We start from the raw sequence: 12,361 nt of genomic DNA, 5'->3' as shown, positions 1-12,361 counted from the left end.
TCAAACGTCTCGTTTGACGAGTCGCTTGCCTTGATATTTCAGTGACATTGTCACTGACTCATCGGCAAGCGCCCACATGAATTACCTGATCAATTTTTAAAGAGCGTGCTCTTGACTCTAGTGAGTTCAATGAGCGCCTCGCTATTGCCGAGCGCTTTGCTCAGCACCCTGCGAGGAAGGCGCATTCTACAGAATCGAAGCGTTTCGTCAAGCGCTTTCTTTTGCGTCCTGCAAGCGATGCTCACAGACTTCAAAAGAGAGCGAAGCGTGCCTCAGCGCATCCTTCGATGCCCTGTCGGCGACTCCGATCAAGTGGCTAGCATTTTACCGATTTCTCGTTGCTCGTCAAGCAGTGATTTTTCCGAGAAGCTTAAAAAGCCTTTTCAAATCAACTACTTTTACCACTCTTTACCGCCTGTGACGTTTGCTCGTCGCCGGCAGCGGATGCGTACTTTACGGATCTACTACCGGCTTGGCAAGGGATTTTTTTAAAAAATGTCAGGCGCTGTCCGAGCCTTCTTCACGATGGCTGAACGCAGGCGAAAACTAGCCGCTACAACCTACTCGATGCGGTCCTGAGGCACGCGCACCAGACCTTCCATCAGGATGCGTGCGCTACGACTCATGGTGGCCTCCTCGGCGACCCACTCATTCTCCTGCTGCATGACGCCTGCCCCTACCCGCAGCGTGCCGGAGGGATGACCAAAGACAACCGAGGCTCGCTCATTGCCGCCTCCGGCAGCGCGATTGACCAAGGTGCCAGGCACGGCGGCAGCCACACCAATAGCGACGGCAGCGGTTCCCATCATGGCGTGGTGCAGTTTACCCATCGACATCGCCCTGACCAGAAGGTCGATATCGCCGGCCTCTATCGACTTACCGCTGGACGCCGCGTAGCTCCTGGGAGGGGCAACGAACGCAAGCTTAGGCGTGTGCTGCCGATTCGCCGCGTCCTCTAGCCGGTTGATAAGCCCCATCTTGAGCGCACCATGCGCACGCAACGCTTCAAGCCGGGCTAGCGCAGCAGGATCCTCATTGATGTCTTCCTGGAGCTCGTCTCCCCGGTAACCGAGATCCGCGGCATCGACAAAGATCGTCGGGATGCCTGCGTTGATCAGGGTAGCGTCGATCCTCCCTCCGGCCACGATATCGTCAGGCACGCTGAGCTCGTCGACGACGTGCCCCGTGGGAAACATGCTGCCCTCCCCATCGGCGGGATCCTTGAAGGCGAGGTGAATCTCAGCGGCGGGAAAGGCGACGCCGTCCAGCACGAACTCGCCGGTTTCCTGCACCCGGCCGTTGCACACCGGCACACGGGAGACGATCGTCTTGCCAATATTGGCCTGCCAGATTCGCACCTCGACCTCACCATCATGGGGAATGCGCTCGGGCGCAATCATTCCACTCTCGATGGCGAAGGGGCCGACGGCTGACGAAAGGTTGCCACAATTGCCGCTCCAGTCGACGAACGGCTTGTCGATGGACACCTGGCCGAACAGGTAGTCGACGTCATGATCTGGTGATTCGCTGGTACTGACGATGACAACCTTGCTGGTGCTTGAGGTGGCGCCCCCCATGCCATCAGTGTGCTTGCCGTAGGGATCCGGGCTACCCACCACCCGCATCAACAAAGCGTCTCGGCTTGGCCCAGGGCGACGTGCAGATTCAGGAAGGTCGTCCTGGCGGAAAAACGTTCCTTTGCTGGTACCACCACGCATGTAAACAGCGGGAATACGAAGCTGCGGCAGGTTCGCCATGGTCACGCTACCTCCGACTCAAGAAAATCCTGAGCAAACCGCTGCAAGACACCGCCAGCACTGTAGATCGACAGCTCTTCAAAGGTATCGATGCGGCAGGTGACAGCAACGTCCTCGACCTCTCCATTCCCTCGCTGAATCTTGAGCGTCAAGCGGGCACCGGGCTGGATATCACCGCTGACATCAAAGGTCTCGCTGCCATCGATTCCCAGCGTCTTGCGCGTCGTTCCCGGCAGGAACTCCAGGGGGAGCACTCCCATGCCGATCAAGTTGGTACGGTGAATACGCTCGAACCCTTCTGCCACGATCACCTCGACGCCGGCCAGCCTCACCCCTTTGGCTGCCCAGTCTCGAGAGGACCCCTGCCCATAGTCGGCGCCAGCAATCACGATCAGCGGCTGCTTTCTCGACATGTAGGTCTCGATCGCTTCCCACATCCGCATCACCTCACCTTCAGGCTCGAGCCGAGTCAGCGATCCCTGCTTGACCTCACCGTCTACCACCGCCATCTCGTTTACCAGCTTGGGGTTGGCAAAGGTCGCGCGCTGGGCGGTGAGATGGTCTCCTCGATGGGTCGCATAGGAGTTGAAGTCTTCTTCCGGCAAGCCCATCTTGGCGAGGTATTCGCCAGCGGCACTGGTCGGCAGGATGGCGTTTGACGGCGACAGGTGATCGGTCGTGATGTTGTCACCCAGTACTGCAAGCGCCCTCAGCCCCGTCAGGGACCGCTCGGCTGCCAGCGCGCCTTCCCAATAAGGAGGACGGCGAATGTAGGTACTCATCTCACGCCAGTCATACAGCGGGCTGATCTCCTTGGACCTGTCAAACGTGGTGTCGAACATCGGAATGTAGACATCGCGAAAGTGTTCCGGCTTGACGCTCTCGGCAATGATCGCGTCGATCTCTTCATCCGCTGGCCACAGCTCCTTCAAGGTGATGGGGTTGCCCTCGGAGTCATGACCCAGCACGCCTTTTTCAATATCAAAGCGCACACTGCCCGCGATGGCGTAGGCGACCACAAGAGGCGGCGAGGCAAGGAATGCCTGCTTGGCATAGGGATGTATCCTGCCATCGAAGTTACGATTGCCTGACAGCACGGCCGTTGCGTACAGGTCACGCTCGACCACTTCTCGCTGAATCTCGGGATCCAGTGCACCGCTCATGCCGTTGCAGGTGGTACAGGCAAAGCCGACGATGCCGAAACCAAGCTGCTCCAGCTCACTCAGCAGGCTGGATTCTTCCAGATAGAGCTGTACAGCCTTGGACCCAGGCGCCAGCGATGTCTTGACCCAAGGCTTGCGCGTCAGGCCCAGCTCATTGGCGCGCTTGGCGAGCAGACCCGCCGCGATCACGTTGCGTGGGTTCGAGGTGTTGGTACAGCTCGTGATGGCGGCAATGATGACCGCCCCATCCGGCATTTGGCCAGGCGTCTCTTCATAGGGCGCCACAATCCCCCGCGCTTCCAGCTCACGGGTGGATACCCGGTTATGGGGACTCGAAGGACCGGCAAGAGTGCGCTCGACCGTGGACAGGTCGAAGTGCAGCACGCGTTCGTACTGGGCATCGACCAGACTGTCCGCCCACAGCCCCGCTTCCTTGGCATAGGTTTCGACCAGGGCGACCTGTTCAGGCTCCCGTCCGGTCAACCTCAGATAGTCCAGCGTCTGGTCATCGATGTAGAACATGGCCGCGGTGGCACCATACTCCGGTGTCATGTTGGAGATAGTGGCCCGGTCACCCAAGGTCAGATGCGCGGCGCCTTCACCGAAAAACTCCAGATAGCTTGATACCACCCGCTCCGATCGCAGGTATTCAGTCAGGGCCAGCACAATGTCTGTCGCCGTGATACCCGGCTGTGGCTTGCCGCTAAGCTCTACCCCGACGATATCCGGTAGACGCATGTAAGAGGCTCGACCCAGCATCACGCTCTCGGCCTCCAGGCCGCCCACACCGACGGCAATGACGCCCAGTGCGTCTACATGGGGCGTATGACTGTCGGTGCCGACCAGCGTATCCGGGAAGGCAACGCCCTCCCGCGCCTGAATCACCGGCGACATCTTCTCCAGATTGATCTGGTGCATGATGCCGTTGCCCGGAGGAATGACGTCGACATTCTCGAAGGCCTCACGGGTCCAGTTGATAAAGTGGAAGCGGTCCTCGTTGCGCCGATCCTCGACAGCGCGATTCTTTTCGAAGGCGCCCTCCTCGAACCCCGGATGCTCCACCGCCAGCGAGTGATCGACGATCAGTTGGGTCGGCACCACAGGGTTGACCTTAGCCGGGTCACCGCCCTTTTCGGCGATGGCGTCGCGCAACCCTGCCAGGTCGACCAGGGCAGTCTGTCCCAGGATGTCATGACACACGACACGTGCCGGGAACCAGGGGAAGTCCAGATCCCGCTTGCGTTCGATGAGCTGTGACAGAGATGCCCTGAGATCCTCGGGAGGACAGCGCCTGACCAGGTTTTCCGCCAGCACTCGGGAGGTGTAAGGCAAACGCTCATAGGCGCCGTCGGCGATGGCATTCACCGCTTCCCGGGTGTCAAAGTAGTCCAGCTCAGTGCCGGGGAGCGGCTTTCGGAAATCGGTATTCATGGCAGGAGTTCACGGTCGCTTGCACCATCGAATGCGGCTCGATGACACATGTTGTTAGAAGAAGCGGCAGGCAGAGTGCCTGCCGCTGCTGGCCGATATGCGAGTGTTGCGTCAATCGCGCTGCTCGATCGGCACCCAGTCAGAGTGTGCAGGCCCGGTGTAGTCGGCGCTGGGACGAATGATGCGGTTATTGTCACGCTGTTCAAACACGTGAGCGCACCAGCCGGTCACCCGCGAGCACACAAAGATCGGTGTAAACAGCTTGGTCGGAATGTCCATGAAGTGGTAGGCGCTGGCATGGAAAAAATCGGCGTTGCAGAACAGCTTCTTCTCACGCCACATGACCGCTTCAACCCGCTCCGACACCGGATACAGGAAGCTGTCGCCCACGTCCTCCGAGAGCTTCTTGGACCACTGCTTGATGATGGCATTGCGGGGATCGGACTCGCGGTAGATGGCGTGGCCGAACCCCATGATCTTTTCCTTGCGCTCCAGCATGCCGAGGATTTCCTGCTCGGCCTCTTCCGGGCTCCGCCAGTTCTCGATCATCGCCATGGCTGCCTCGTTGGCACCGCCATGCAAGGGGCCGCGCAACGAACCAATCGCCCCGGTCACGCAGGAGTGCATGTCGGACAAGGTCGAGGCACAGACCCGCGCAGTAAAGGTGGAGGCGTTGAACTCGTGCTCTGCGTAAAGGATCAGCGAGACGTTCATCACTCTGGCATGCAGCTCTGACGCGGGCGCATCGCGCAGCAAGTGCAGAAAGTGACCGCCGATGGACGCATCGTCTGTCTCGGTCTCGATACGCACTCCATCGTGGCTGAAGCGGTACCAGTAGCAGATGATGGATGGCAGCGCCGCCAGCAGACGGTCGGCGACATCCTGCTGCTGGCCGAAATCGGCTTCCGTCTCGAGATTGCCGAGCATCGATGCGCCGGTACGCATGACGTCCATGGGGTGGGCATCCGCCGGGATCTGCTCCAGTACGGTCTTCAAGGCATCGGGCAGACCTCGCAAGCTCTTGAGCTTGGCAATGTAGTCGTCAAGTTCACGCTGGTTGGGCAGCTTTCCCTTCAACAGCAGGTAGGCGACCTCCTCGAAGCGGGCCTTGTCTGCCAGCTCCTTGATATCATAGCCGCGATAGGTCAGCCCCGACCCACTCTGTCCCACCGTGCACAATGCCGTGGCACCAGCACTTTGCCCGCGCAACCCAGCGCCTCCGATCGGTTTGTCAGCCATGGCGTAGCTCCTTATGTCATCGTTGGACGTTGTTATAAAAAATGATTAAGCGTGATTGAGCGCGAAAGCGCGTCACCGCATCATCTGGCGAGCCGATGTGATGTCAGTCCTTGCCCTCGGCGAACAGCGCATCCAGCTTGCGTTCGAACTCGTGGTAGCCCAGCACGTCGTAGAGCTCTTCACGGGTCTGCATCATGTCCACCACATCGCGCTGGTGACCGTTGCTTTGAATACTCTGATACACCTGAAGCGCTGCTGCGTTCATCGCCCTGAAGGCTGAAAGCGGATACAGGACCAGACGACAGCCCACTTCGGCCAACTCCTGCTGACTGAACAGCGGGGTCGCTCCGAACTCTGTGATATTGGCGAGAATCGGTGCATCAACCCGAGCACAAAACGCGCGGTAGTCATCCAGGGTATGCACGGCTTCAGCGAAGATGGCGTCAGCGCCAGCCTCGATGCACGCATTGGCGCGCTCGATGGCAGCATCCAGCCCCTCTTTCTGAAAGGCATCGGTACGCGCGATCAAGTAGAAATCCGGATCGATGCGGGCGTCCGCCGCCGCCTTGACGCGATCCACCATCTCCTGCTGGGAGACGATGGCCTTGTTGGGACGGTGGCCACAGCGCTTCTGCGCCACCTGGTCTTCCAGATGCACGGCCGCCACGCCTGCACGCTGCATTTCCTTGACCGTGCGCGCGATGTTGAAGGCCCCACCCCAGCCAGTATCGATATCCACCAGCAGTGGCAGGTCACTGGCACCGCAGATGCGGTGGGCATCTTCCACCACATCATTCATGGTGGTCATGCCCAGATCAGGCAGACCGAAGGACGCATTGGCAACCCCCCCGCCAGACAGGTAAATCGCCTGGTGGCCTGCACGTTCGGCCAGCATCGCGGTGTAGGCATTGATGGTGCCGACGATGGGTAACGGCGTATGGGCGGCAAGGGCTGCGCGGAAGCGAGCGCCCGGCGTCATTGAGCTAGGGGATGTCATGCAAGTCTCCAATCATGGTGGGGTCGAAAAATAGGCCATCAGCTACCGAGGTCAGCACCGATGACCACATCGGGCTCGTCACGGCCTTCGAGAGAGGCGGCATAGCGGGCCATGACGTTCTCGCGGGAAGCGCTGACATGGCGTCGCATCAGCAGCTCGGCAAGCTCGGCGTCCCCTGCCTCAATGGCGTCGACGATACGGTGGTGTTCGACAAACGCCTTCTGCGGTCTGGCACCGCTGGCACTGAACTGAGTGCGATACATGCGCACCAGGTAGTAGAGGTCATCACACAGCAACGCCATGAGCATCCGATTGTGGCTACCGAGCACGATGCGGTAGTGAAAATCCAGATCGCCCTCGCGCTGGTAATAGGCTTCACCGCTGGCCAGGTCCGCCTGCTTCTCGTGCACGGCCAGGACCTCTCTCAGCCCGGCTATCTCGCTGGCCGTCATGTGCTCGGCCGCGATTCTCGCCGCCATGCTCTCGAGCGCCTCGCGTACATCGAAAAGCTCCATCAGCTCTTTCATCGACAGCTTGACCACCCGCGCCCCGACGTGGGGCACGCGCTCGATCAAGCGGTGCGCTTCAAGGCGGCGCATGGCTTCTCGCAGTGGGCCACGGGATATGCCATAGGCCTTCGACAGGCCCGGCTCGGTGATCTTGCTGCCAGGCGCCAGCTCACCACGGACGATGGCGTCCTGCAGCTGGTGGAAAACACGCTCTGCCAGGGTCCTGACTTCGGGGGGTACCACTATCTCGTGTTCAGCGCTGGTCATGGCTTGATTGTCGACAATAAATGGATAACAGGAATGTAAGACAGGCCAAAGACTGGGTCAATGCCCGGTAAGGACCACAACCTTAGCCATTGGTTGTAGACAATACAACCCAAGGTGTCAGCACGGTGACAAATGCAGCGTTGAGGCAACGCCCGCGGCAACAACGACAAGTGTTTGCGTTGGCCGTAGAATACGCAGCCTGCACTACCCGAGGCCCCGCATGAACGCCCAGCTAGACATCACGCCAATGCCCTATCAGCCCACGCCACTCGGCTATTTCGAGTCACTCCGCTCGAGACCTGGTGCTGTGCTGCTGGACAGCGGCAGGCCTAAGGCTCCCGGCGGGAGGTTCGATATCTTGACCAGTGATCCGCTCGATCAACTGGAGATCGACCCGCTGGGCAAGGCGTGGGATGCGGAAGGCAACCTTGTGACGGGCTCTCCCTTCGCCGCTCAGCAACGCCTGCTGGACCGATTGCCAAAGACAGACCTGGTCTCCGAGCTGCCCTTTCTCGGAGGCTTGATCGGCTATTGGAGCTATGACCTGGGTCGTCTTATCGCCGGAGTCAAAGGCCCGGCACGCGCAAGCACCCGACTTCCCCTGGCACGACTGGGCCTTTACGACTGGGCCTTGATTCAGGACCACGAGCAACAACGCAGCTATCTCGTTGCCGACGCGGCGCGACGTCAGCAGGTCCTCGCCTGGCTGCTCGAGCCTGCCGAAGACAGTCACTTCACACTGACATCCCGCTTCACCTCCAACCTCGACGAAGCGTCCTACCGCGACCGCTTTGAGCGTGTTCAGCACTACATTCGGGCAGGAGACTGCTACCAGATCAATCTTGCCCAGCGCTACTCGGCACGCTACCAGGGCGATCTATGGGGAGCCTACCGGCGCCTTCGAGCGGCGACCCCAACGCCCTTTTCCGGATTCATGTCGTGGCAAGGCCGTCACGCTGAACAAGGTCTCCTGTCGGTGTCTCCAGAGCGCTTTATCGAATGCCGGGAAGGTACCGTGGAAGCACGACCCATCAAGGGCACTCGTCCTCGTGGACAGTCGCCGGCCGAAGACTTGGCCCTCGCTGAAGAACTACGGCAAAGCGTCAAGGACCAAGCCGAGAACGTCATGATCGTGGACCTGCTACGCAATGACCTGGGGCGAGTCTGCGAAACCGGCAGTGTGAACGTTCCCCAACTGTGTGGTCTGGAAAGCTACGCCAACGTGCATCACCTGGTCAGCATCGTGAGTGGAAAGCTACCGCCACACACGCCACCGCTGACCCTGATGGAGGCAGCGTTCCCTGGGGGATCCATCACCGGGGCACCCAAGATTCGCGCCATGCAGATCATCGACGAACTGGAGCCAGACAGACGCAGTGCCTACTGCGGCAGCCTCGGCTATGTCGATGTTCGTGGCCATATGGACACGTCCATCGCGATTCGCACGGTGGTGGCCGATGACAAGCACCTGCATATCTGGGGAGGCGGTGGTCTAGTGGCCGATTCCGAGGCAGACGCTGAGTACACTGAGACCCGGGACAAGATTCGCCACCTGATGTCAGCCCTGGGCGATAGCAGCCATCAGGACTGACCCGCCCAAACCAATGGGAATAAGAACCCTTATCGCTAATCGATAAACGCTATATAAGAACCGAACCAATCGATATTGGGGCCGGACTAGCGCCTTTTGGTAGGGTAGCGGCAAAACACACACTGGAGGTCGCCGTGACGCCCTTTGACCCCAATGCCTTCGTCCTGGAACATGACCAGGCGACGCCCAAGAACATCCTGAAAGCCGCCTATGAGGCCTTCGGCCAGCTGACAGTCTCCTTCTCCGGTGCCGAAGACGTGGTCCTGATCGACCTGGCCCTCAAGGTGGCGCCCAAGGATAAGGTGCACGTCTTCTGCCTGGATACCGGACGGCTGCATGCGGAAACCTACGAGTTTATCGAGCGGGTGCGTGAGCACTACGCCATCGAGATAGACATCCGCTTTCCTGATCAGCAGGCAGTTCAGGACCTGGTTCGCGAGAAGGGCCTGTTCAGCTTCTATCAGGATGGCCACCAGCAGTGCTGCGGCATTCGCAAGGTAGCACCATTGCGTGAACGCCTGGCCGGACTCCCCGTCTGGGTCACCGGGCAGCGTCGCGACCAAAGCCCAGGCACCCGCTCCCAGCTGCAGATCGCTGAACGCGACACCACCTTCGGCAGTGAGTCATCACCGCTGTACAAGATCAATCCATTGACCCACTGGTCCAGTGAAGACGTCTGGAACTACATCCGCTCCTTCGATGTGCCTTACAACCGTCTGCATGAGCAGGGCTACGTCAGCATTGGTTGCGCGCCCTGCACCAGGCCCATCCTTCCCGGGCAGCACGAACGTGAAGGACGCTGGTGGTGGGAAGACCAGGGCGGCAAGGAGTGCGGTCTGCACGTCCTCAACCTGCCCCCGGTGGCCGCCAAGGATTAAGCATCCACCGGCACGAGCGTCGAGCTGAATCAAAAAAAGCGCCCTTCGGGGCGCTTTTTGGTGTCCTGCGGCTACGCTTCTGCTGCTTACGTCAGCGTACTGGCAGCTCGATACCCTCGAACAGGGTGTGCTCATGCCGGGGCCCTGCCGCCAGCGCCGCATCCACCAGATCTCGATCAAGGTGGTCGGCAAACTGTTTCAGGAAGTCATACATGTAGCCACGCATGAAGGTTCCTCGACGAATGCCGATCTTGGTGGTGGAACTGTCGAACAGATGACTGGCATCCAGCGCCACAAGATCATGATCCAGCTCTTCATCCACCGCCATGTGCGCCACAATGCCTACGCCGAGTCCAAGCCGCACATAGGTCTTGATCACATCGGCATCAGCGGCCGTCAGCACCACATTGGGCGACAGGCCCCGAGCCCTGAAGGCATCGTCGAGCTGAGACCGACCGGTAAAGCCAAAAACGTAGGTCACCAGGGGGTGTTCGGCCAGCTCATCCAGGCCCAGTCGCTCTACCCCCGCCAACGGATGATCGCGCGGCACCAGCACACAGCGATTCCAGCGGTAGCAGGGCAACAGCACGAGATCATTGAAGAGTTCAAGGGATTCGGTGGCGATGGCAAAGTCCGACTGCCCTTCACTCACCATCTGAGCAATCTGCTTGGGCGTCCCCTGCTGCATGTGCAAGGCCACGTCAGGATATCGCTGAGTGAACGACTGAATCACGGGAGGCAGACAATATCGGGCTTGGGTGTGCGTAGTGGCAATGGCCAGGCTTCCACGTCGCTCATCCGAATGTTCCTGAGCCACATCCTTGATATTGGCCGTCAATCGCAGCACCTGACCGGCCAGCTCGATGATCGCTTCGCCAGCCGGGGTGACTCGGGTAAGGTGCTTGCCACTGCGCGCGAAAATCTCCACCCCCAGCTCGTCCTCGAGCAGGCGGATCTGCTTCGAGATCCCTGGCTGGGAGGTGAACAGACTCTGGGCGGTCGCCGATACATTGAGGTTGTGGCGGGAAACCTCCCAGATGTAGCGCAGCTGCTGTAATTTCATGGCCGGAGCTTACCTCGCCCGAAGTCGTCGGATTGGTGCAAGAGAGATGCGGCAAGGCGCTCAATGGAGGTATCAGCCATGTTCGGCATGGCGTAAATGCCTTTTACGTACAATAGTTGCCATGGCAACGGACTCGTTCGTAAGAGGGGCCACCGCCGCCCGGCACATGCCAAAGCGCCATAAAGAACCCTGCGGTGATTACTTTATAGCATAATGAGATCGATTGCAGCGGTTCGTAAGCTGACTAAGAAACTATCGACCCAATATTTGCCAGCGTATTGGCCGACCGCTACCATCGTGCCACCGGACATGGCGGACATGTCCCCCATTCCGCTCGATGAAGCGCAACATATATGGAGAAACACATGGCTAACAATGTCGATGTCACCAATGCCAACTTCGAGCAGGAAGTTCTGCAGGCCGATTCCCCGGTATTGCTGAAGTTCTGGGCTCCCTGGTGCGGTCCGTGCAAGGTGATGGCACCGGTGGTCGATGAAGTCGCCGAAGAGCGTGACGGCGCCCTCAAGGTGGTCAGCATCAATGTGGACGACGCCCCTGAGATCGCCGCCGAGCAGGGCGTGCGCGGTGTGCCCACCGTCATGCTGTTCAAGTCAGGCGCCAAGGTTGCTTCCTTGGTGGGCGCTCAGTCGAAGTCTCAGCTGACCCAGTTCATCGAACAGAACGCCTGAGCAGCATGACCTGACGAGCGCCCGGCACGACACCGCCTGTGCAGGGCAAGTCAGTGCTGATACACCGAACCCGACGCCTGTGAACAGGCGTCGGGTTCGGTGCTTTTAGGCCTTCATCCCGGCATGCTGCCAGGCCACTCGCGCGCTTACTTGCGCAGCACGTAGCGCAGGATCTCCACCACCTGACCAGTGGTGGTCGCCCAAGCCTGAGCGTCAGCGTCGACCTCCTTGAGAGGGTGCACGATCTCTTCTGCGTGCAGGGTGACATAGGGTTTGCCAAGCGCCGCACAGTACCCCGCGTCGAAGGCCGCATTCCATTGCTTGTACTTGTCACCAAAGCGTACGATGACCAGGTCGCTCTCGCCGATCAGGGTTCTGGTGCGAATCGCATTGACCCGCGATGACTGATGGTCCCGCCAAAAGCCATTCCCAGGCACGCCGAGCATATCACCAGCTGCATCACTGGCATCATGGTCGGTCACCGGCTGGGTGAAGACGACGTCGAGCCCCGCCTCCCGGGCGCCCTGCTTGATCTCTTCACGCCAATCGGTATGTATCTCTCCAGACAGGTAGACGGTAAAGCTCATTGCATCGTTTCCTTTGTAGGGTGAGACCGGCTGTTTCAAGAAGGACACTCACCGCCTCATCCGAGGCAGGCCTCGCGAGCACGGCGCGGCCCCTCTTCTCTCTGAGCCGGCCAGCTGTTAATTTTATTCGGGTGGTGATGACGGGACATGGAGCGCCCTCTGGCTCAGCCATGATACCTGGTGGTCTGAA

Annotated in this window: 10 protein-coding genes; 3 read left to right on the top strand and 7 right to left on the bottom strand. The window is 59.8% G+C overall.

The window, feature by feature from the left end:
- Positions 1–560: 560 nt before the first annotated feature.
- The 5 genes from prpF to KUV45_RS18085 all read right to left on the bottom strand — a co-directional run bounded on the left by prpF (position 561) and on the right by KUV45_RS18085 (position 7,363).
- Positions 561–1,757, bottom strand: coding sequence for a 2-methylaconitate cis-trans isomerase PrpF (gene prpF / locus KUV45_RS18105; protein WP_222164347.1), 1,197 nt, complete (start codon positions 1,755–1,757; stop codon positions 561–563).
- Positions 1,758–1,759: 2 nt separating this feature from the next.
- The gene (gene acnD / locus KUV45_RS18100; protein WP_222164346.1) at positions 1,760–4,351 is read right to left on the bottom strand and encodes a Fe/S-dependent 2-methylisocitrate dehydratase AcnD; all 2,592 of its coding nucleotides are present in this window, start codon (positions 4,349–4,351) and stop codon (positions 1,760–1,762) included.
- Between the two features lie 111 nt (positions 4,352–4,462).
- Complete coding sequence (prpC, locus tag KUV45_RS18095; RefSeq protein WP_222164345.1) at positions 4,463–5,590, bottom strand: 2-methylcitrate synthase; 1,128 nt, start codon at positions 5,588–5,590, stop codon at positions 4,463–4,465.
- 103 nt (positions 5,591–5,693) lie between these two features.
- The gene (gene prpB, locus KUV45_RS18090; protein WP_206944833.1) at positions 5,694–6,587 is read right to left on the bottom strand and encodes a methylisocitrate lyase; all 894 of its coding nucleotides are present in this window, start codon (positions 6,585–6,587) and stop codon (positions 5,694–5,696) included.
- 38 nt (positions 6,588–6,625) lie between these two features.
- On the bottom strand, positions 6,626–7,363 hold the full coding sequence (locus KUV45_RS18085) for a GntR family transcriptional regulator (RefSeq protein ID WP_206944834.1): 738 nt from the start codon (positions 7,361–7,363) through the stop codon (positions 6,626–6,628).
- A gap of 220 nt (positions 7,364–7,583) precedes the next feature.
- Between KUV45_RS18085 and pabB the strand changes: the two genes are divergently transcribed.
- On the top strand, positions 7,584–8,954 hold the full coding sequence (gene pabB, locus KUV45_RS18080) for an aminodeoxychorismate synthase component I (protein ID WP_222164344.1): 1,371 nt from the start codon (positions 7,584–7,586) through the stop codon (positions 8,952–8,954).
- A 134-nt stretch (positions 8,955–9,088) separates the two neighbouring features.
- Positions 9,089–9,832: a phosphoadenylyl-sulfate reductase gene (locus KUV45_RS18075; RefSeq protein WP_206944836.1), complete on the top strand. Its 744-nt coding sequence runs from the start codon at positions 9,089–9,091 to the stop codon at positions 9,830–9,832.
- A gap of 91 nt (positions 9,833–9,923) precedes the next feature.
- Here KUV45_RS18075 and cysB read toward each other — a convergent pair whose 3' ends face one another.
- Positions 9,924–10,895, bottom strand: coding sequence for an HTH-type transcriptional regulator CysB (cysB, locus tag KUV45_RS18070; protein WP_206944837.1), 972 nt, complete (start codon positions 10,893–10,895; stop codon positions 9,924–9,926).
- A gap of 365 nt (positions 10,896–11,260) precedes the next feature.
- Here cysB and trxA point away from each other — a divergent pair, with 365 nt between their 5' ends.
- Positions 11,261–11,584 (top strand): thioredoxin, encoded by a 324-nt coding sequence (trxA, locus tag KUV45_RS18065; protein ID WP_206944838.1) that lies wholly within the window; start codon positions 11,261–11,263, stop codon positions 11,582–11,584.
- Positions 11,585–11,730: 146 nt separating this feature from the next.
- On the opposite strand, the gene KUV45_RS18060 is transcribed toward trxA, so the two are convergent.
- On the bottom strand, positions 11,731–12,171 hold the full coding sequence (locus KUV45_RS18060; protein WP_222164343.1) for a YtoQ family protein: 441 nt from the start codon (positions 12,169–12,171) through the stop codon (positions 11,731–11,733).
- Positions 12,172–12,361: the final 190 nt, after the last annotated feature.

Source organism: Halomonas sp. DP3Y7-2, from assembly GCF_019800795.1.
Classification (GTDB): Bacteria; Pseudomonadota; Gammaproteobacteria; order Pseudomonadales; family Halomonadaceae; genus Halomonas; species Halomonas litopenaei_A.
Note: the sequence above shows the minus strand (reverse complement) of the source record. Positions and strands in the feature narration are given on the sequence as shown.

Excerpts from the sequence above, each read along its gene's own strand:
- prpF (WP_222164347.1), bottom strand. The coding sequence starts at position 1,757 with ATGGCGAACCTGCCGCAGCTTCGTATTCCCGCTGTTTACATGCGTGGT.
- acnD (WP_222164346.1), bottom strand. The coding sequence starts at position 4,351 with ATGAATACCGATTTCCGAAAGCCGCTCCCCGGCACTGAGCTGGACTAC.
- prpC (WP_222164345.1), bottom strand. The coding sequence starts at position 5,590 with ATGGCTGACAAACCGATCGGAGGCGCTGGGTTGCGCGGGCAAAGTGCT.
- prpB (WP_206944833.1), bottom strand. The coding sequence starts at position 6,587 with ATGACATCCCCTAGCTCAATGACGCCGGGCGCTCGCTTCCGCGCAGCC.
- KUV45_RS18085 (WP_206944834.1), bottom strand. The coding sequence starts at position 7,363 with ATGACCAGCGCTGAACACGAGATAGTGGTACCCCCCGAAGTCAGGACC.
- pabB (WP_222164344.1), top strand. The coding sequence starts at position 7,584 with ATGAACGCCCAGCTAGACATCACGCCAATGCCCTATCAGCCCACGCCA.
- cysB (WP_206944837.1), bottom strand. The coding sequence starts at position 10,895 with ATGAAATTACAGCAGCTGCGCTACATCTGGGAGGTTTCCCGCCACAAC.
- trxA (WP_206944838.1), top strand. The coding sequence starts at position 11,261 with ATGGCTAACAATGTCGATGTCACCAATGCCAACTTCGAGCAGGAAGTT.
- KUV45_RS18060 (WP_222164343.1), bottom strand. The coding sequence starts at position 12,171 with ATGAGCTTTACCGTCTACCTGTCTGGAGAGATACATACCGATTGGCGT.